Annotated in this window: 11 protein-coding genes and 1 pseudogene; 5 read left to right on the plus strand and 7 right to left on the minus strand. The window is 40.2% G+C overall.

What is annotated here, in order from left to right; translation table 11 throughout:
• Positions 1-7: 7 nt before the first annotated feature.
• The 5 genes and pseudogenes from ptrA to ACGF7G_RS00535 all read left to right on the plus strand — a co-directional run.
• Positions 8-2,896, plus strand: a complete 2,889-nt coding sequence (ptrA, locus tag ACGF7G_RS00515; protein ID WP_387462831.1) for a pitrilysin — start codon at positions 8-10, stop codon at positions 2,894-2,896.
• The gene (gene recB / locus ACGF7G_RS00520) at positions 2,893-6,501 is read left to right on the plus strand and encodes an exodeoxyribonuclease V subunit beta (RefSeq protein ID WP_387462832.1); all 3,609 of its coding nucleotides are present in this window, start codon (positions 2,893-2,895) and stop codon (positions 6,499-6,501) included. The genes ptrA and recB overlap by 4 nt, the downstream gene beginning before the upstream one ends.
• Positions 6,501-8,345 (plus strand): exodeoxyribonuclease V subunit alpha, encoded by a 1,845-nt coding sequence (recD, locus tag ACGF7G_RS00525; RefSeq protein WP_387462834.1) that lies wholly within the window; start codon positions 6,501-6,503, stop codon positions 8,343-8,345. Before recB ends, recD begins: the two co-directional genes overlap by 1 nt.
• Positions 8,346-8,934: 589 nt before the next feature.
• The gene (locus ACGF7G_RS00530) at positions 8,935-9,699 is read left to right on the plus strand and encodes a thioesterase II family protein (RefSeq protein ID WP_387462835.1); all 765 of its coding nucleotides are present in this window, start codon (positions 8,935-8,937) and stop codon (positions 9,697-9,699) included.
• A gap of 128 nt (positions 9,700-9,827) precedes the next feature.
• Positions 9,828-10,292: pseudogene (locus ACGF7G_RS00535) on the plus strand (MFS transporter); the annotation flags it as partial.
• Between the two features lie 1,383 nt (positions 10,293-11,675).
• Here the strand turns inward: ACGF7G_RS00535 and ACGF7G_RS00540 are convergent.
• From ACGF7G_RS00540 to ACGF7G_RS00570, 7 genes are all read right to left on the minus strand, one after another.
• On the minus strand, positions 11,676-12,071 hold the full coding sequence (locus ACGF7G_RS00540; protein ID WP_207627272.1) for an AAA domain-containing protein: 396 nt from the start codon (positions 12,069-12,071) through the stop codon (positions 11,676-11,678).
• Between the two features lie 52 nt (positions 12,072-12,123).
• Complete coding sequence (locus ACGF7G_RS00545) at positions 12,124-13,029, minus strand: AAA domain-containing protein (RefSeq protein ID WP_387462836.1); 906 nt, start codon at positions 13,027-13,029, stop codon at positions 12,124-12,126.
• 566 nt (positions 13,030-13,595) lie between these two features.
• Positions 13,596-13,943 carry a transposase gene (locus tag ACGF7G_RS00550; RefSeq protein WP_133813726.1) on the minus strand — a complete coding sequence of 116 codons (348 nt, stop codon included), beginning with the start codon at positions 13,941-13,943 and terminating at the stop codon, positions 13,596-13,598.
• 106 nt (positions 13,944-14,049) lie between these two features.
• The gene (locus ACGF7G_RS00555; RefSeq protein ID WP_387462838.1) at positions 14,050-14,916 is read right to left on the minus strand and encodes a serine hydrolase; all 867 of its coding nucleotides are present in this window, start codon (positions 14,914-14,916) and stop codon (positions 14,050-14,052) included.
• 397 nt (positions 14,917-15,313) lie between these two features.
• Positions 15,314-16,072 carry a class I SAM-dependent methyltransferase gene (locus ACGF7G_RS00560; protein WP_166295808.1) on the minus strand — a complete coding sequence of 253 codons (759 nt, stop codon included), beginning with the start codon at positions 16,070-16,072 and terminating at the stop codon, positions 15,314-15,316.
• Between the two features lie 126 nt (positions 16,073-16,198).
• Positions 16,199-16,933 (minus strand): thioesterase II family protein, encoded by a 735-nt coding sequence (locus ACGF7G_RS00565; protein ID WP_133813730.1) that lies wholly within the window; start codon positions 16,931-16,933, stop codon positions 16,199-16,201.
• Positions 16,923-22,691, minus strand: coding sequence for a beta-ketoacyl synthase N-terminal-like domain-containing protein (locus ACGF7G_RS00570; protein WP_387462841.1), 5,769 nt, complete (start codon positions 22,689-22,691; stop codon positions 16,923-16,925). The genes ACGF7G_RS00565 and ACGF7G_RS00570 overlap by 11 nt, the downstream gene beginning before the upstream one ends.
• Between the last annotated feature and the right edge of the window lies 1 nt (position 22,692).

The raw sequence follows: 22,692 nt of genomic DNA on the forward strand, positions 1-22,692 counted from the left end.
TCCGATAATGCATAAACATCTTGTCCGCATGATTGCTGTGATGTTCCTGCTTTTTTGGGGAACGGCAGGTTATGCGCAAACACAACAGTGGCAGCCACTGCAAGAAACAATTCATAAAAGCGAAAATGATCACCGTCAGTATCAGGGAATCAAATTGGCAAATAATATGACGGTTTTGTTGGTGTCTGATGAGAAGGCGACAAAATCTCTGGCAGCGGTATCGATTCCGGTTGGGAGTATGGAAAACCCTGACAGCCAGCTTGGGCTTGCGCATTATCTGGAACATATGGTTCTGATGGGGTCTGCCCGCTATCCACAGTCGGGTGGTTTATCTGAGTTTTTGCAAAAACACGGTGGTAGCTATAATGCCAGCACCGCCTCTTACCGTACAGCTTTCTACCTTGAAGTAGAAAATGAAGCGTTAGCTGATGCCACAGATCGTCTGGCTGATGCACTGGCTGAACCTTTGCTTAACCCGGTAAACGCAGATCGGGAGCGAAACGCCGTTAATGCGGAACTGACAATGGCGCGTGCTCGTGATGGGATGCGGGTTGCCCAAATACGCTCAGAAACCCTGAATCCTGCGCACCCAAATGCCCGTTTTTCTGGCGGTAATCTGGAAACGCTGAAAGATAAACCGGGCAGTAAATTACAGACAGAACTGGTAGATTTCTATCAGCGCTATTATTCAGCCAATCTGATGAAAGGTGTCATTTACGGCAATCAGCCTATTGATAAACTGGCTCAAATTGCAGTTGATACTTTTGGCCGGATATCGGATAGAAAAGCGAGCGTACCCGCGATTACCGTCCCGGCAGTAACAGAAAAAGAGAAAGGAATTATCATCCATTATATTCCTGCTCAACCGCAAAAAGCGTTGCAACTGGAGTTCAGTATTGACAATAACAGTGCTGATTTTCGCAGTAAAACGGATGAATATCTCGGTTATGTCATAGGCAATCGTAGCCTGAATACATTATCAGACTGGCTGCAAACTCAGGGGCTGGCAGAAAGTATCAGCGCAGGTGCCGCACCGATGATTGACCGCAACAAAGGTGCTTTTTTTATTTATGTTACGTTGACAGACAAAGGACTCGAGCAGCGAGATCAGGTTGTTGCGGCTATTTTTGCTTATATCAATTTATTAAAACAAAAAGGCATTCAGAAAAGTTATTTTGATGAAATCGCTAAGGTTTTAAAGCTCTCTTTCCAATATGGCTCTATCGTTCGTGATATGAATTATATCGAATGGTTATCGGATGCTATGCTGCGGGTTCCCGTTGCCAATGTACTGAATTCCGGCTATGTGGCTGATAATTATAATCCGAAAGCAATTGCCAGTCGGCTTGCTGAGTTAACCCCTGAAAATGCGCGTATCTGGTATATCAGCCCAAAAGAGCCGCACAATAAACAGGCTTATTTTGTTCAGGCACCTTATCAGGTTGATCGAATCACATCACAGCAGCAGTCAAAATGGCAGCAGCTAGAGGAACAGATGAACTTTTCTCTGCCGGCGCCAAATCCTTATATTCCTGACGACTTGAAACTGATAAAAGCAGGTAAAAGTCAGAAGCATCCTGAGATGATTCTTGAACAGCAGAATCTCCGTTTGTTCTATATGCCAAGCCAATATTTTGCTGATGAGCCTAAAGCCAGCATTGTTCTTGATTTGCGCCATGCGGAAAGTCTGAATAGCGCCCGCAAGCAGGTAACTTCCTCTTTGCTTGATTATTTGGCAGGGCTTTCCCTTGACCAGCTTGGTTATCAGGCTTCTGTTGCAGGAATGAGTATCTCTAGTGGCTCATCGCAGGGATTGCAATTAGGCGTCAGTGGCTACACTCAGAATCTGCCGCAACTCTTAACCTCTTTAATCAGTAATTACATGGCGTTTACGCCAACTGACAGTCAACTCGAACAAGCTAAATCCTGGTATCGCGAACAGATAGAAGTTTCTAATAACGGTAAAGCTTATGAAATGGCGATGCAACCATTGAAGCGCCTTTCTGCGGTGCCTTACACGGAACAATCTGTTCGCTTGAAAGAGCTGGAAACCATCACCATTCAGGATATTGTTGACTATCGTCATCAGATGATCAAAAACGCGGCTTTGCAGATGATGATCATGGGAAACCTGACCGAACAGCAGAGCAAAGTCATTGCTGAATCTGCCCATCATCAACTGGCAAATCAAGGAAGCCACTGGTGGAGTGGGAACAAGGTGGTGATTGATAAAAATTACCCGGTTAATTTCCAGCGTGTTGGCAGCAGCACCGACGGTGCTTTAGCCGAAGTTTATATCCCGACGGGGTATGACCGTATAGAGGGTTATATTTATTCAAGTTTGTTGAGCAATATGCTTCAAACTTGGTTCTATGAGCAGCTAAGAACAACGGAACAATTGGGGTATGCCGTGTTTGCTTTCAATACCAGTGTCGGGGAACAGTGGGGATTGGGTTTTCTGCTACAAAGTAACAGTAAACAACCAAAATACTTGAATCAGCGTTATCTGGATTTCTATCAGAAAGCAGCGAGTAAGCTGAAAGTGATGTCTCAAACTGATTTTGAGCAGTACAAAAATGCGCTGATTAACGAAAGGCAGCAGCCGCCACAAACTTTCTATGGTGAAGTTGCCCGTTTCTCCGGTGATTTTAGCCGCAATAACTTTAGTTTTGATAGCCGAGATAAAATGCTTCAGGTACTAAAGAAAACCACACAGAAGCAACTGATTAATTTCTACCAGGATGCGGTAACCAAACATCACGGACTGTCATTGATTTCCCAAGTGATTGGCAAATCAGCAAACCCGGATGGGTATGCAAAATTGAAAGGTTGGAAAACTTATCATAATGTCACTGAACTTCAGAAAAAGTTACCTGTTGAGGTAAGGGCTCAGTGAGTACAGAGATATCTGTCCATAGGCTTAATGCATTAACTCTGCCGCTGAATGGTCAGCGGCTGATTGAAGCTTCTGCTGGGACGGGTAAAACCTACACCATTGGCATTTTATATCTCCGTTTGCTACTTGGATTGGGGAAAAATGCCGCTTTTCCACGGCCTTTAAGCGTGGAAGAAATTCTGGTGGTGACGTTTACGGAAGCCGCAACAGATGAGCTGCGTGGTCGTATCCGTGAAAATATCCATAAACTTCGCCTGGCTTGTATTCGAAGCGAAGTAGAAGGCGCAGAATCCGACTATCAACAGCTATTGGATGAAATTCCGGATAAAGAGCAAGCAGCTATCTGGTTGTTGGCCGCCGAGCGACAAATGGATGAGGCCGCGATTTATACCATTCATGGTTTCTGTCAGAGAATGTTGGCGCATAATGCTTTTGAATCTGGGATTTTGTTTGAACAGACATTAATTCAGGATCAACATCCATTAGAAAAGCAAGGGTGTGCTGATTTCTGGCGGCGTTACTGCTATCCATTGCCGTTGTCAATGGCAATGGTCATCAGTCAGGAATGGAGTGGGCCGGAAGCACTGTTAGCTGAACTACACCCTTATTTACAAGGGGATATGCCATATATTGTTGATGCGCCAGACAGTGATGAAACGCTGTTAAGCCGCCATGAGAAAATTATCCAGTTGATCAGCGGCGTTAAAGGCCAATGGAATGAAGTGGCTGGAAAATTACATGATTTAATTGCAGGTTCTGGTGTAGACAAGAGAAGTTATAGTAGTAAGCACTTACCAAATTGGCTGAATAGAGTCACTGATTGGGTTCAGGAACCTACAGATGATTATCAGTTACCAAAAGAGCTGGAGAAATTCCGGCAGTCGGTATTAACAGAAAAGACAAAAAAAGGTGATGTACCTGAGCACTCACTTTTTGTGGCTATCGATGATTTATATCAGCAACCACTGACTTTACGTGATTTGATTATCTCCAGAGCGATTATTGAAATTCGCCAATCAATCCGCCGGGAAAAATTGATACGTGGTCAGATGGGATTTGATGATTTACTAAGCCGTCTTGATGATGCTTTGAAAGGCCCGGGCTGTGATTTGCTTGCTCAAACTATCCGCCAGCGTTATCCGGTTGCGTTGATTGATGAGTTTCAGGATACCGATCCACAGCAATACCGGATTTTCCATACCATCTATGGCGATCAGCCTGAAAATGGGTTGCTATTTATCGGTGACCCTAAGCAGGCTATTTACGCATTTCGTGGTGCAGATATTTTCACTTATATTCGTGCCCGCTCTCAGGTAAGTGCTCACTATACTCTGGAGACAAACTGGCGCTCGGCCTACTCAATGGTACAGGCAGTCAACAAGCTATTTATACGTTCAGAAAATCCATTTTTGTTTGAACAAATTCCTTTTATTGAGGTTTCTGCGGCAGAGAAAAATCGGGGACTTTCTTTTAGTTATGACGGTCAAGAACAGGCAGCGTTGAATTTCTGGTTACAGCCAGGAGAAGGTATTTCTACCGGAGATTATGAACAAACGATGTCACGGCTTTGCGCTGCGCAAATTCGTGATTGGTTGCAGGCTGGCAGTAAAGGACGTGCTCTGTTGCATAAGGGAGATGATTCCCGGCCTGTGGCTGCTGCCGACATTACTGTTTTGGTGCGTAGCAGAAAGGAAGCCATACTGATCCGTAGTGCGCTTAACTTGCTATCCATTCCTTCTGTATTTCTTTCTAACCGGGAAAGTGTATTTGATACCGCAGAAGCAAAGGATGTTCTTTGGTTACTGCAAGCTGTATTGTCGCCAGAGAAAGAACGTGTTCTGAGAAGTGCGCTTGCCAGTGGTTTGTTTGGTTTGACTGCTCGTCAGATAGACAAGCTGAATCATGATGAAAAGTCGTGGGATCAGTTAGTTGATGAATTTGATGGTTATTTCCGTCTGTGGCAACGCCGTGGTGTGTTACCGATGTTACGGGTGGTGATAGCAAACCATCATATTGCTGAAAATTTGCTTGTCAGTTATGAGGGTGAACGGCGTTTGATGGATGTGATGCATATTGGTGAGTTATTACAGGAGATATCTCTACAACTCGACAGTGAACATGCGATTACCCGTTGGCTGGCTCAACAAATATCTCATCCTGATCCACAGTCGGAAAACCAGCAAATGCGGCTGGAGAGCGATCGCCATTTGGTACAAATCTGTACTATTCATAAATCTAAAGGGTTGGAATATCCGCTGGTATGGTTGCCATTTGTCTGTAATTTCAGGGCACAGAAACAGGCGATATATCATGATCGTACAAGTTTTGATGCTTGCCTTGATATTTTCCCTGATGAGGAAACGATCAAACTGGCGGAAGAAGAAAGGCTGGCAGAAGATTTGCGTTTGCTTTATGTCGCATTGACACGCTCTGTTTACCATTGCAGTGTCGGTGTGGCTCCACTGATAAAAGGCAATAAGAAAAAGGCCGGGGATACTGATCTGCATCAGTGTGCTCTGGGTTACCTGCTCCAAAAGGGAGTTAAAGGTGATGCTGATTTTCTGGCGAAATGTCTTAATGAATTGAGCGGGGATGGGATTATTATCTCCGCAATCAGTGATACTGATGATAGTCCATGGAAATCACGAAGCCAAAATGATTTATTGCTGACGGCAAGGCAGTTTAATCGTAAGGTTCAGGATGATTGGCGGATCACCAGTTATTCTGGTTTACAAAACTCTGCTGTTCATCATAGTAATACTTTCCCTCGTGTTGTTGGGGAAGAGTCTATTGACGTCATTGTTCAGTCTATCGCGCCAAAGTTGGATGTTGATGCCAGTGGTGAGAAACAAATAGCAGAACAACCTGGAATGACACCACATACGTTTCCACGGGGAGCCTCTGCGGGGACTTTTTTGCACTCTATTCTGGAAGAGCTTGATTTTAGCCAATTGCCTGATGAGAAATGGTTGGCAGAACAACTGAAACCGGCCGGGTTTGATGAACACTGGAGTGGGGTATTACAACAATGGATGGCAGATATTTTTACAACTCCATTGAATGATGAAGGTATACAGCTTGCAGAAATTTCGCTTCATCACCAACAGGATGAAATGCAGTTTTATCTGCCGGTTGAACAACTTTTGCGAGCTCAGGAGCTGGATGCGGTGATGCGTCGTTACGATCCTGTTTCTGCCCGCTGCCCTCAATTGGAATTTCAGCAGGTGAAAGGGATGCTGAAAGGGTTTATTGATTTGGTTTTCTGTTGGCAAGGCCGGTTTTATGTACTGGATTACAAATCAAACTGGCTGGGCGAGGGGAGTCAGGCTTATACCCACGAAGCAATGGAGAAAGCCATGATTGAGCATCGCTATGATCTGCAATATCAACTTTATACACTGGCATTGCATCGTTATTTGCGTCACAGATTGGTTAATTATGATTACCAACAACATTTTGGCGGCGTGATTTATCTGTTTTTGAGGGGAATAGATAAACAACAACCGGGGAATGGTATTTTCAGTTGTCGCCCTGCGGCTGAATTTGTGGATGCTTTGGATCTGCTTTTCCATGGTAATGAACAGCCTGATAAAGAGAAAAATTGATGATTTCGTTATTACGACAGGCAGTAGATCTCCGGCTCCTGCGTTCATTGGATTTACAGTTTGCTCGTACATTGATTGAGGATGAAGATCCTGTTCTGTTGTTGGTCATGGCGTTGTTGAGTGCTGAAACCGGTACCGGCCACGTTTGCCTGCCTGTTAACCGGATAACACCTGAACATTTTTTTGATGGGCGACATCGTGAATTTGCGGAGCAGTTATGGCAGATTGCAGGCAGACCTGATGAACAGAGTTTACTGGTGGCACTGGAAAACTGTGGTGCTGTGAGTGATGGCTTTCAACCAACACCTGTTGTGCTTTCGCATAATCGACTCTATTTGCAGAGAATGTGGCAAAGTGAGTGCCAGGTGGCCGCTTTTTTCTCCGCTAATCAATCAGCCGAGAGTATTCAGGAAGAGCAGCTGAGAACGATTCTGGATGAATTATTCATACTGTCTGATGAAACAGTGGACTGGCAAAGAGTGGCTGCTGCTGTAGCAGTGACTAGCAGAGTTTCAGTTATCTCTGGTGGACCAGGAACCGGCAAAACGACAACCGTTGCTAAGTTATTGGCGGCCTTAATCAAGCTTAACCCGGATAAAAAACAGATTATTCAATTGGCGGCACCGACGGGAAAAGCGGCTGCCAGATTGACTGAATCTCTTAACAGTGCTGTTAGAAAATTGCCTCTGACAGAAAAACAGTTTGAATCTATGCCAGATCAGGCGCAGACGATTCATCGACTGTTAGGCGCTCAACCTGATAGCCAGCGATTGCGCTATGACCGAGATAACCCATTGAATCTGGATGTGCTGGTGGTGGATGAAGCTTCAATGGTGGATTTACCCATGATAGCCAGGTTGATTGATGCATTGCCACCCACGGCGAAAATCGTTCTGCTGGGTGACCGTGATCAATTGGCGTCAGTGGAAGCTGGCGCTGTGTTGGGTGATATTTGTCGTTTTGCTGAACAGGGATACAGTGTTGTAAGAGCGGAACAGCTAAGTCGGTTGACGGGATGTCATTTGGTTGCAGGTGATCAGGAAAACGTTCCAGAGGTTCGTGATCGTCTGTGCTTATTGCGCAAAAGCTATCGTTTTGATGCAGATTCGGGAATTGGGCAACTTGCTGCGGCAGTTAATCAAGGAAAAAGCCGGCAAGCTCTCTCTATTCTGCAACAGCCATTGGATGATATCTGTTTTTACCCACTATCAGACGATGAAGATTATCAGCATTTGCTGACAGAAACGGTATCGGGTTACCATTCTTATTTGCAACTGGTGGCAAAGCAGGTGCCTGCAAAAGAGATTCTGGCTGAATTTAACCGCTACCGTCTGTTGTGTGCACTCAGAGAAGGGCCATTCGGTGTCAGTGGGCTTAATGAGCGAATAGAACAGCTATTGCATCGTCAGGGGCTTATTCGTCGCCCTGCCGGGATTTTCAGCCGTGGTTATGCTGGCCGGCCAGTCATGATTGCCCGTAATGACAGCACACTGGGGCTGTTTAATGGCGATATCGGTATTATGCTCAGGGACGAAAATAATGAGCTGCGTGCATATTTTCAATTGCCTGATGGGCAGATTAAAGGAATTCAGCCAAGTCGTTTACCACAGCATGAAACCGCATATGTGATGACAGTGCACAAATCGCAAGGCTCAGAATTTGAGCATACGGCTTTGGTACTGCCAACCCAATTTGTACCGGTTGTCAGCCGTGAATTGGTCTATACGGCGATGACCCGCGCCAGAAAAAAACTGACTCTTTATGCACATGAGGCGGTATTGCGTCAGGCTATTCAGACGCCGACTCAAAGGCGAAGCGGGCTGGCTGAACGGCTCAGTCAGTAGGTGGATTGGCAAGAAACATCGGTCTTTTGTGACAGTTTCAGAGTGGCGCGGGGAGTAGTCACTGTTTCTTATTGTGAGAAAAAATGAGTCGAGGTGATGGCTGCAAGTTTATTATCAGTAAATTTGAGTTTGATTTATTGGATATAATAGCGTCAGGGCGATGATATTAATAATACACCGTATCTATTTATTTGGCTCATTTCATCATTTTGGCATATTTATATTGGAGGCTAATGAAAATGTTTAAAATGTATTGAGCAGATAAATAATTCTTTTGTATAGCCTGGGCTTACTTTTTATTATAAAAAACAGTAAATAAAATAGCCTAATAGCAATAGAGATTTAAGTATTTGAGGTATGTTTTGCGTTTTTGCAAGGGCTCAGTTTTGTTTCAGATCTGGATAATTTAACCGCCTTAACAAATTTGGATAATATTTAATATTAATTAAAACAATAAGTTGAATTAAAGATTAAGGTGTATTATTTTATCCACAATGACAATGATGAAAGTAGTTATCATTTGCATTTGAATTTTTTTAAGTTGTTTATATAATTCCTCAAGTTTTTTACTACAAGGGGATGTTTACCTATGTTTGATAAGGTATCGCTTGATAGAGCAATGCGACTGATAAAGCCGGGAATCGGTAGCCAACTGATCTGTTTTCATTACGCCGGAGGCAGAGCAGAATATTTTATCCCCTGGCGTGACGGAATTTCAAAAGATACTGCGGTTTATGCCGTTCAATTACCTGGACATGGCTCGCGGATTAGCGAGCCGTTGCAAACTTGTATTCATCAGTTGGCAGACAGCGTGGTCGAGGCCTTGAATATTTTGCCTTCACGTCCGACTTATTTTTTCGGGCATAGCATGGGCGCTGCGCTGGCATTTGAGGTGGCATTGCGTATGCAACGACAGGGTAGAAAAATCTGTGCATTATTTGTTTCTGCTCGCCTGTCGCCGCACAAAAATAGTGGTAATGATTATCACCGTCGGGATGAGCAGCAACTGCTGAATAAAATTACATCTCTGGGCGGCTCTGCAATTGATTACCAGACAATGCCTGAATTGAAAGCGCTATTAATGCCCATTTTCCGTGCAGATTTTCAGGCTATCGAAACATATCAACGCCGTTGCCAGCAACAACTTGATTGCCCGGTATTTGCTTGTGCAGGCGAACGCGATACGGAAGTTTCTCCGGAAGAGATGGCGCAGTGGCAGTGCATAACTAAAGGAACATTTGAACTGAAAGTGTTTGATGGCGGGCATTTTTACCTCAACGATCAATCTTCAGCTTTATTTGACTATATCAACACTAATATTGATGCGTCATGGCATCATTCGCGCAATCAATGAATTTAGGAAATATCATGAAATATAATCATAACCCTGTTGGTTTATTTGGCCTTTATTGCGCGTAAGGTGCTCCTTTGGGGTTGGCAATTTTTGCTTTGCCGGGGATCTTACGGCAACAAGGGGCTGATATGCAGTTTATCGGCCTTATTGGTTTATGCATGTTACCCTGGGCATTCAAATTTATCTGGGCTTCTTTCATTGAAAACCATAAACCGTGGGGATTTGGCAAACTTTCTGCCGGATTAGCCTGGATTCAACTATTTAAAATACTTTCATTGCTTGCTGTCGCTTCTCTGTGGTTTTTCAGCCCACAAACTGATGTCATCGGTTTGCTGATCATACTCACATTCATCAATCTTCTTTATGCCAGCCAGGATGTTGCGGTTAATGCTCTGGCTGTGCGCACTTTTGTAGGCAGCCGTTATGTCAAAGTGAATGTCGGTCAGGTTGCAGGGTTTAGTTTGGGAATTCTGGTTGGTGGTATTCTCAGCCTTTATGTTTTCAGCTCTGTGGGTTGGCACAACATGGCGCTGTTCTTTTTACTGGTTCAGGTAGTTTGCCACATTCCATTTATGCTTAATAAGGATAAATTTAATCATCATGGTATATTGTGTTTTACATTTAATCAACGTTAATCATATTCGGTTTTTATCTTTATTGAAGCTGTTTTACTGGCAATTCTGAGCAGCTTTTATAAGTTACCATCCTTTGTTTTATCTTCATAAATAAACTCGTAAATAGCTTGGTGGTATAAAGATACCCCGTTATGTTTTTTCGGATAATATTCTTTTTCTCGCTGATTTATTTCAAGTTTTATGTTAATGGTTAATGTAATTTAAAAAAACCGCACTTATAGTTAAATCCGTTTTTTATATAAAAGATTTAATATATTTGTTTTCGTGCTTTTAAATGGTTATGGCAGAATAGGTAAATGTAAAATAAGCGAAGGATAACGTCGTTGATAAATGCATTAAACATGATAGGGAATAAGCCGTTTTTAGTTATTCTGTACCTTTTCAAAATCTGGCATTAATGGATACCTGTTTTTTATCCTCAGTTAACAAATCACCGAAAAAAACAGCTTACCGATCGACATCTATTTAAATGGTGTTTAAATAAATCGGCAAGCTCATTTAATACCCCCCGAAAAACACGGGGAGGGAAAACACCGAATGAATTATTTAAAGGAATACGAACATGTTTACTTCCAGATTAACGATGTTGCACTGATTATGTGAATTCACCCTTCATGTATATTATTTTTTATAATTTCTGAATTGAAAAGGTCGAGAACGATTAGCTCACAGATTGAACTTGGCATTTCTTCTATATCCCGTATTACATCTTTTTTTAGATTTAATCTAAGTTCTTTACATATCCATAGAAGCCAAGAAACTTCGTTATGATGGTCAGAAATTGAGTGAGATTTCATTAGGTTATTAAAAAACCTTTTTATGGTTGTGTAGTTCATATCATAATTATAATGATAGGTTATTAAGATATTTTTAATAATTTGAAGTGTGTTACGGAAGCAAAATCCGCACTTGAGTAAATAGGCTTCAAAGTCGTTCCAGTTGGATTTTTTAATTATTCGTGACGATATTTTCTTTAGTCCATATTTTATTAAGCTTTCATCTTTTTATTTCTTCTCATATAGTTCACTAAACTTGCTGAGTTCAATTGCTCTTAGCGTAGGAGATATATTGAAAATGCTAAGTAATATTTTACTTCTGCGATAATGTTTTTGTATCTTTGTCGAGTAATTATCTATTTCCTTAGTAAGGTAGAAATACCTAACAGGATTTACTAATCGCGTTACACGGTGATAGTATGAGGAGCGGGCAATAGAAAATTTATCCATGATTTCTTCTCCGTATATTCCTATATTTTAGGGCGTCATCTTAAATTGGTCTTGATAGTGGTTCATATTATCGCTGTGGCTACTGTTTTTTGTGCTCAATTCTGACGCTACCATACTAAAGTATGGTTTTATCCTGCCAAACGTTAATGTCACCAATAATATAAATATTTTTACGGGCACGAGTAAGAGCAACATTCAGTAAATTAGGTTTACTTGCAGCCCACACTGCGCCACCCGCATTTTGAATATCACATCCAAGGACAAATATTACGGTATGGTTCTCTTTCCCCTGAAAGGTATGTACGGTTCCTATATTTTGACTAATCCATTTAGAGAATTGTTTCTTTTTATTATCCCCTTCAAGATATTGATGAAAATAATCTTTATGGGACGATAGTTCTGTACCTAACTGCTGTTTAACTGCTTTGAATGGCGAAATAATATAAATCTGAGAAAGATTTTTTTCTTTTTCTATTAATGTAGTTAATAGCGTTAAGACTTCTTGAGCCAATGATGGTTTGTACTGCTTTAGAGTACAGCTCCCGCCAGAGTGAATCCAACGGTTATTCACAACCGTAACGATTTGCTCTGTCAGCAATAGTTTGAATTGACCATCTGTTAGGGTTCCATTCCTCCGCTTCTTTTTTAAGTATGGTACCACTGATATATTCAACCAACTTTGGCGGGGTGGTGAAAACAGGTTCTATTTGTAAAGGATCTCCAACCACGATAGCCCTTTTACTTCGCCATAAACCTCCCACCGCAGCCTGAGGTATAGCTTGTCCTACTTCGTCAATCAGTAACCAACCAAGCTCTTCACTTCCTAAGCTTCTAAACATCGAGCCTAAGGAGGTAAAAGTTGTTGATACTACAGGCACTATCATAAATAGCAGCTGCCATATTTTTTTATTGTTAGGATCAATCTTTCCATCAAGCATCTCTGGCAATTTAAACACTTTTTTGCGGAATATTTCATGTTTTAGTACTTCTAAAAGCCAGGCTTGGTGTAAATCGAGTGCAGCGATAAAAAGCTGTGAGCGGAAATGGTTTATCGTTGGATCTTGCCAGTAGGCATTTCTTTGTAGCTCACTATCATTAATGTATTTTTCAGTGCCCGGAAGCTTCATCTCAGGATGTTCATGACAGAAACGCGCAAGTTTCTGCTGTTTAAGTGTATATGCGTCGTGTTTTTCCTGTAGTAACTGTTCTGCTTCTCGCTGCTTTTGTAACAATAACGGTTGTTGTTGAGTACAAGTATCAATTTCTTTGAGTAAATCTATACGTTGTTGCTTTAATGTCCGCTGTTGAAGATTAACGTCACTGACGTGCTTTAGATAGCTAACGTAGCGGGAGCGATTAAAAATTTGGATAAGAATATTAGGCTTATTACGCTCCTGCTCTGCTGCATGTAAATCTCCAATTTCTATCTCGCTTTCTAATACTTCCAGATGATGGTTTTGTTGTGCCAATCTCTGTTGGAGATTGGTGTAATCAGAAGCCGCTTCGTCTCTGGCTTGCTTAAATGTCTGTAGCCAAGTCTCAAGGTTATTCTTTTTAAGAAATAAGGCTATTTCATTGGCTGACTGACAACTTGCTATAAGCTGTTCTAGATTTTTTAGTATTTGATTAAAACGCCCCCGGTTTTGATGTCAAATCTTTTCTTTACGACGCATCCACATGGGTTAGGTTTTACTCGTCTCTTTGTACCCTACCTGCCGAACTGTTGTTCGCGCTTTGACCTCAACGCTCACGACCACCGCTCTTTACGGCAGCCGCTTGAGGGGGTTTGAAGCCGGCTTCCGACAGCGGACTTCGGTGGGCCTGCCACCATCTCCTCCTGAGCTTATGCTACATACTGGCTGCGTTCCCTATGCTGCCAGTTTGTATGCCTGCGGCACACTTTCTATCAGAAATCGCCTCCTTAACATCAGCTTATCCAGAGAGATAACGCTTTTACCTTCATATTACTACGGACATGAGTGATTAACGTTATTCCTTCTGCTTCCCGTTCATCAGGGCCTGTGACAAATACCCTTTATCGCCACAAACACCCTGTTAACCCTTGTACCCGCGCTTTGACGGGATGACGATCATCTTTATTTCCTGAGGTCAACTTAACCGCCAAAAGTTCACCACAATCATTGATAACCCGATGAAGTTTAAAGCCATAAAACCAGCCTGTACTGGTTTTCCCTCGCTGTGCGACGCCCTCAAATACGCGATGATGGGGAATACGGAGATTATGGCAAACGGCAATTTTGGTTGAATCAATAAAAGCGATCCCCAGGGTTTCAGCCTTGCGTGACGAAAAAAAAGCGCAGAGAGGAATAGATTTTTGGCAAAAGTCATCGACGCAGCAGTAAAGTTCTTCTAAATTAGACATGCCTGAGGATCTCCACGATTTTGTTTTCTTTGACAAAAACTTTGATCGTACCTCAGGCGCTTAGTTCCCTTCTTAAGCAAATTTCAGGTTAAATTATATCTTCAAGTTAATTTAAGATAGTGCGTTCAGTTATTCTACCTTTATAATTATTTTTGAAGATCTGTAAAGACACATCAGATATCCAGAGTGAAGCAATAACCATTGCTTCATGATTTAAATATGTAGTTGAATTAACATCTTTAATTAAAATAACTAAAGAATATTGTGATTCAAAAGTATCTTCTTTTAGAATGACTCCAGCATCACCTAAGTTATTTACACCCCAACCATGTTTATGTGCAACAATGTATTCATCAGGAAGGAATTCAGGTAATTGGTCACTGAATTGCTGCCTAGCCAGAATTTTTCTAGCTAAAACAGTATAATCAAAATCTAATCCTAGGTTTTTATGAAAACTACTCTGGTTATTATTGGAGTGTTCATAAAACAATTTTTTATAAAAAAGAGAAACATCTGCGGCAGTTGTCATATTTTTTTTTATGTTATGTACTTGAGTTGGTGGCACCAGATAATAATGTTCTGTATCATAAAATCCATGTTTCTTACAGTACTGATTTAGTTTTTCTACTCCTATAATTTCTCCGAGATATTTAGTAGATAATACATCACTATAGGTAATCATTAAATGTAATAAATCATGATAGGATATATTTCCATTAGCCATGTCAAGATATTGTAAACACCCAGAAATGTCATTTCTTGTAGTATTAGGAGGAGTGACTTTAATAACGTCATGAACTGAAATTTTATTTTCAATTAAATATGACATAACTGCTGTCATTATGAAAACCTTTCTTACACTTGATGAAGGCATTTGCATATTTTCATTTATTTTAACCGTGTCTCCATTAATGTAATTCTCATAAACTAATGAATATTTAAATTCAACATCTTTAGGGAGTGGAAATTCCATTTTTATTTACCTTTTAAACAGAGTATAAGACTAGTTGAATAGCTGATTATATATATACCCTTCATCTTTCAAGTTGCTGCTTTGTTGGCTGCGTTCACTTGCCGCCGCGCTGCAACTTGAAATCTATTGGGTATATATCAGTGAGATACAATCACTTTGGTGGCTTAAGCTAACATTATTACTCAATATGTTTTAACATACTATACCTATATTGCTTGATTTTTTTATTATTGATGTAAATCACAAAATAAATTCAATATTTACAGTCATTGCCAGTATGGCAGGGCGAGAGTTCACCCTGTTAATATGTTTGACACTACTAATGTGATTTCAGTTTTATTTTTTTTAAAATTCCCTTGCTATTTTTTGATGCATTTTTTTAGAGTGAATCTTCGCACTAAATATGTCCATATATTACTCGGGTCTTATAATTGATAGAGATTAAGTTATTTTTTTGATAGGATTGATGTAGAATTTTTATGGCCATGCTAGCGAAATCGTATTCAGGTGTTCTTATCTCTGGTGCATAAGAACAAGACATAGTTCTCTCAATCAGTCCAATCATATCCAATTGCTGACTGTTATTAAATGTACATTCCTTAAAATTGCCATTAAAAAACTGGTGAATTCTACTTTCCAATATATTGTCAATCTGCAACGTTTCTGAATAACGCTTAAAATAAGTTTTCAATAGTTGTTCATAGGAACGATGAAATTTATCATGATCAGGATCTCGAATGTTCCAGATAAGAAATACTGGATTATTCGTTGCCAGAACACGTCTGAATTCAGAAAGAGTTTTATTCGGTTCGAACCAATGGAAAGATTGCCCACATACCAAAGCTGCTACTGAGCAAGATGCCATTCCTAATTGCTCGGCAGAACCATGACAATACTCTACATTGAGTAGATTAGTCCTTTCCCTAGCTTTGGAAAGCATTTGTATATCAGGTTCTATCCCGATCATGGGTATGCCTGTAGCTGCTAATTGTCTTGTAAGTATTCCTGTTCCAGAACCAATATCCAACACAGGTAATTCGGATGATAAATTAAGCTGATGGCGAATAAATAAAAGTGCCTCTCGTGGGTAAAGTGGTCTTGCTTTATCATAGATTTCAGACTTATTAATATAGGAACTAGAGAGTGAATGTGTCAAAGTCAATGATCCTTATAGAAATGTTTATACTTAGAATAAGTATCTAGTAAACGAAAAAATAGGACTATAATTTACCATCTAATACATTGCAGTGATCTTAATTTATTGATTAACAAATTCAATACTTCAAAATTTATTCTCTTGTAATGAAAGTTCTTTTAACTTATGTCTCACTAAGTTAACAACCGATTTTGTTTGGGTACGGATGAAAAAATGCTCTCCGTCAATAACTGAGACTTGACATTTACCGGAAGTATATTGAGCCCAACCTAAGTAATCTTTAAATAGGCTAGTAACTTTATCTTTATTGCCTAGTAGAAGGTATATAGGGGTAGAAATACTAGTTACGGGGCTTTTTGATAAGTCTATTGCCAATTGAAAATCAGTTCTAATCATAGGTAAAGAATTTTTCATTAGTGCTGAATTGGTCATAAGCTCAGGAGGCGTCCCACCTAGGTCTGCTAGCACTTGTAATAATGTTGCATCACTCAAATCTTGTTCCCGAATACGCATAGCTTGGGTAAAGCGTGCTGGTGCAAGGCATCCACTTACAAACAATTGGGACGCTCTGATTCCACAAGTTTTTTCAAGAGCCAATAAAAATTCAAGTGCTATGCGGGCACCTAAGCTATGCCCAAAGAAAGCAAAAGGAGGAATACACCATTGAGTATAGTGTTTCATTAGATAATCAACCAGATGATCACGTGTATTCAATGCTTGTAAGTTCAATGCTCGTCCCCGACCAGGAATTTCCACTGGGATAATTTTTATGTTTGGCAGTAAATTTTGCCAACGCAGATAGAATTCAGCACTGCCTCCCGCGTAGGAAAAACATAATAACGTTAGTCTGTTATTGTTCATTGTCTTTTCTCAGGCTAAACAGTAATTGTTTTAGATGTAGTAACATGTTTTTTCCCCAACGATCGACTTCAGCTGTTGTAAATCGTTCGGAATGAAACCAAAAGTTGAAACGCAAATCATCACCATTAATCTCAACAACTAAGTGAAGACCTGGAACACGCCGCATATCTTCGACATTGGCTCCTGATAATAAATTCGCTGATACGGGACCTAAAATCTCTATTCCTTCGATTCTTATCTTTTCTGATTCCTCAGTTATATGGCGATAATTGAGAAAATTGATACCTATATCTGAAAAGTAGGTATCGATTGGTAGTCCTGCAAACGCAGGTATCTTACTTATTAACATTGATGGATGCATTAATGGATAATCATGAATGGCATCAAGTGTGCGTGCAACTATTGAAATTCCAGTTAACCAGTCATCATGGCTTACAGTAAGTGGCACTGGTAGAGGTGAAGTGAACGGACCGATTATGTCATTGAATTCACCCAATCCTCGACCACTACTAATTGTACTGATAATCAACTGGTCTTGGCCAATAATGTCGGCCATGCTTTTGGCATAAACATACAAAATTGCGTGGAATACACTGAATCTATATAGTTCAGAAAGTTCGTTCAAGGCTCTGTTAGCATTAATTGCTTCGATACTGTGTCGTGATGATGAACGAGCTATTGTAGGCATAAATCCAGGATGGTTCGGTAACACAGTCGGGCCTTTAAAGGAGTTATATAGTCCTTTGAAAAAGATAGAATCATTGTTCCACTGTTTATGTAGATACTGCTTCTGACGTTGAGCATATACATTATAGTCGAGTTTGTGTTCGACATGATCTAACAGTTTATTATTTGAGAGGCAATGTAAGTATTTACCAAATACATCAAAAAACAGCGTTAGAGATTTTCCATCAAATTCCAGATGCTGAACACCTAAAAGTGCAATAAAGAACGGTTCTCCTACATCAATAAAGTGTATAGTCCAAGTTATATTATTTTTAGGTTTAGGAAGTCTCTGCTCCATTTCTTGGATTAAAAAAGTAATTTGCTGAATTTTTTCTTCGGTCGTTAGTGAAGATAGATTAGAACTTAACGTTTCAAAATCATCCATGATCTGTGATGTAGTTTTTACAGATGGCAGTCCTCTAGGAAAATAAGTTCTCAGCAAACGATGTTCATCTATCACCTTAGCCAAGGCTGTGCGACAGTGCCCGAGATTGAAAGGGCAATAAATCAGATAGGGAATAATACGCAGGCCATAATTTTTGTCTATAAGCGAAAGCCAACGAGATTGCTGTAATGAAATTGAAAAATTTTGCTCAGTTTTTGAGGTTATTCCATTATATACTCGATGAGCTTCATGCCAGGCTGGCTGGATTATGTGAGAGAGCAAGTCAGTATGTAACTCACTTAATGTTTGGTAAGAATATAGCTGTTTAGCAGTCCACTGCAGATCTAATTGAACGGCAATTGCATTTTTGAGTTGTACGATCGCTAAGGAATCAAAACCCATTGCTTTTAAACCAATATTTTTTATCGTGTCATATTGACCGTAGATGGACTCTTCTAGACCAATTAATGCATCAATAGTAGACATGAGCCATGTTTCGAGCACACAACTCATTTGAGATTCATTTCTACACGCGAGAAGGCGGGTTATGGTGGTTATTGATGAAGAGGGATTATTATCGTCTGTGTCATCCACCAAATTTTCCAGAAAGCGTGCTAGTAAAGGGGATTTATTACTTAGTACTTTTGGATCAATTTTCATAAAAGCTATAATACGAGCTGGACTGGCTAACAATAGGCGAATAAATAAGAGTCCTTGCTCACAGTTATGGCTAAAAAGTCCATCTGATTCAAGACGTTGTATTCTCTGTTGGTCATCTCTTAATTTCCCTGCATCACGCCATACTCCCCAATTGACTGTGAATACCTTACCCGCAGCAGGAAATAAAGCTGCATGAGCTACATCGAGAAAAGCGCTAGCAGCACCATAACTCGATTGTCCACCATTACCTAAAACTGAGGTGGCTGAAGAGAAGTTGAAAATGAAGCTAATCTCCACTTTATGTTTACACAATAGTTGATAAAGGTTCAAGATACTAGTGCATTTAGAATTGAATGAGAGAGTTAGATCATGTGATTGAATACTCCCAAACAATTTATCATTGAGGTCTACAGCTAGGTTGAAAACTCCTGCTTTGTGAATTGAGGTACTCTGTAACCAATCATTACATTTTTTATATCCTGTCTCTGTTGATAGATCAAATCCTAAATATTGGATAATTGGGTAACGATCCATTAATTCGCTCAGCTCCTTATTAGGATGTGCCGAGCGTCCGATTACATGAATGGAACGGACTTGATCGGCACAAAGATTTTTAATCAATTGCACACCAATTCCACCAGCGCCACCTATCAGGATATAATCTTGTTCTGTTGGGTATATGTAATGAGTGTTTTCTACTTTTTCTACTTTTTCTACTCGTGGCACGAATATTTGATTTCGCAGAACTGTCACGACTAATTCTTCAGTTAACGGTAATAATTGGATCGGGCTTGCTTCCTCTTCATTCTGGGGTGCTTCTTCTCTGGCAAAATTAATAACATTTACCTTAAGGTTTGGTTCTTCGATTAGCAACGAACGGAGCATACCTATAATGCTATTCGTTACAGGTGAGAGGGTCATATCTTCATGGCTGCTAGGTTTCTTTGAAAATAGCAAGCAAATCTGTGGTTGGAGTTTATAAGTATTAATGATAGATTGCAAAAAATTTAGCACTAGAGAACAAGTGGTTATGGCTGTTGATATATCGTTGTTTAGCTGATTGCGTAGATCTAAGTATATTTTGTCCACACCATCAGAATACTTTTGCCATAGCATATTAAAATTTTGAGCTGTGGTGGCCTTCAAGGTTTCATCAGATGGCATATCAACTGTTATCAGTGTATTCAAGTCAACAATATGAAATTGTTGAAAGGAATTTTTTAAGTAACCAATTTCTGTATTGTTGAGTATTTCATCTGGCGCTAGAAACAAAACTTTCTGAGAAATGGTGGATTGTACATTTATTTTTTCCACTGTTAATGGTTGCCAAATTAATTGGTAACAATAATTCTCTAAAGAGTGGAAAGCATCTGGTGCTTCAATCCAGCAACGAACTCGCTGGAATGGATATGTTGGTAATCCCTCAAGAACAGGCATTTTTTCTTCATTGTGAGGAAAATTAATGTTGATACCGGCGTAAAACAATTCTCCTAAAACAGTCAAAAATTGTCGATGATCTCTTCTCCCTCCTCTGGATATTGGTAGTACACTCAAAATATTTTTTACATCTCCAAGTATAAGTCCTGATAACGTACCTTTGGGGCCGATCTCTATTAAATGTGTCCCTCCAATCTCAATAGTAGTGTCTACGCTGGCTTTAAAGTTCACAGTTTCTCGCAACTGACGACACCAATATTTAGTAGTCGTCACTTCACTCTCAGCTAATTTCCCCGTTACTGTAGAAATAAAAGGTAATGTGGGAGAACTTAATTCAACGTTAGCAAGGTATTCTTCGAAACGATCTAGCAGTGGATCAAGTAACCAAGAATGTCCTGGCCGTGAAATGTTCAATCGTACTGCTTTTACACCTGCCTCTGCTGCTATTTGCATTAACTGGTCAGCTGTTTCTAAAGTTCCTGAAACTACCGTATTATTGGCTGTATTTATTGCTGCAATCGAAAAATTATTTCCTGAAGATTTTATTAATTTCAATGCACACGTATGGTCACATTCAAGAGATATCATCGCTCCTATATTTCCTAACGAATCTAATAACCTACTTCGTTCTACTAGAATTTTGAATCCTTGCTCGGCGCTGAAAACTCCCGCTATACAAGCAGCTGCATATTCTCCTAAACTATGACCAAATAAGACCGCAGGAGTGAGGCCACTATTTAGTAACAACCTAGCCATTGCCACCTGTAAGGCAAATATCATAGGTTGTGAACAGGTAATATCGTTTATTATTCTCTCATTTAATTGGGGATCAAATAGCAGGTTTGCGGCAGTAGTATCAAAAATTTTTAAACACACAGGATCGAACTTGTCTAGTTCTTTTTTGAATAGTGCTTCATAAGTATAAAGTTCCATTCCCATATTTTGATGTTCTCCTCCTTGACCAGAAAACATCAAAGCAATTTTGGGTACTTCTTCTATTACTTGCTTGGTATTAAGCGACAAACTATCTAATGTACTTATAGCATCTTCCCTATGGCTAGCGATAACGAATGCTCGTTTTTCGAAAAATGTTCTAGAATGCTGGAGATTAGCAACGAATATAGGAAAGGTGCTATCTTCCTGATTTTCGAGAAACTGTAAATAAGAAGTGCGTAATTGTTGTAAACTATCACTATTTCGAGCTGAAATAGGTAGTAAGTGTGCTCTCTCATGATATGGTGATGGAGTAATAAGACTTCTTTTAGGAGCTTCCTCAATGATTATATGTGAATTATTCCCTCCTAATCCAAAACTACTGACACCAACAATGACACGAGGTTCTGTTATAACTATCGCGTCTTTGTTGATGGTAAAAGGGGTTTCTTCAATATGTAATTGTGGATTGTATTGTTCAAAGTTAATAGTGGGAGGGATTATTTTATGTTGAGTAATTAATACCGCCTTAATTAAGCTAGCCATTCCTGCCGCCCATCCCAGGTGCCCAATGTTACCTTTTACACTTCCCAAGTAACAAGTATTTTCGAGGGGGCGATCAATAAAGGCATTAGCTAATGCCTTTATCTCAATAGGATCACCAATTGGAGTAGCGGTACCATGGGCTTCAATATAACAAATTTGTCCAGGATCGATGTCTGCCATTTCAAGAGCATCACGAATAACACGGGTTTGTCCAGCAATAGAAGGGGCTGACATACTTGCTCGATTGCTGCCATCATTGTTTGTAGCTACTGAGCGAATAATGGCATGGATATGATCTCCGTCGTTTATAGCATCAGTAAGTCTTTTAAGGGCAACGATAGCAGCACCGGAACCAAACACAGTCCCACTAGCTTTCGCATCAAATGGACGACAGTGACCATCTGAACTAAAAGGCATACCAGGTTCGAAATAGTAAGGAATTGATTGTGGAACAGGAATTGCTGCTGCTCCGACTAATGCCGCATCGCAATCACCTAATAAGATTGCTTGAATTGCGGCTTGAATACCAAATATTGAGGTCGCACAAGCCGCCTGAATATTAATTGCAGGACCACAACAATTAAATTTATAAGCAATTCGATTAGCAAGAAACTCCTTATCAGTAGCCATAAATTGAGTTAACGTATCAGCTGATTGATACAAACCACAAGCTCCGCTATGGTCAGATTGACCATGAACATTGTTGATGAAATACGAGCTTGGGCCTGCACCGCAGAAGACTCCAATTGACTCACTTTTAGAATGTAGTGATGTATTTTCCATCACTTCCCAAGCACACTCTAATAAAAATCTATGTTGTGGATCTAACAATTGTGCTTCTTTGTAGTTGAATCCAAAAAAGTTGTAATCAAAGTTTTCTATGTCAGGTAGTTCAGCATGGGAATGAATTCCTCCATCGGTATATGTATTGACTTGGATACTTTCAGTTCCAGATAGGAGATTCTTCCAATATTGTGTTACTGATGAAGCTCCTGGAAAGCGACAAGACATTCCAACAATTGCAATAGTGGTTTCATCTAATGATGTTTGATCTTCTTGGTTATTTAGCATA

It is taken from the genome of Photorhabdus sp. RM323S, assembly GCF_042879375.1.
Lineage (GTDB): Bacteria > Pseudomonadota > Gammaproteobacteria > Enterobacterales > Enterobacteriaceae > Photorhabdus > Photorhabdus tasmaniensis.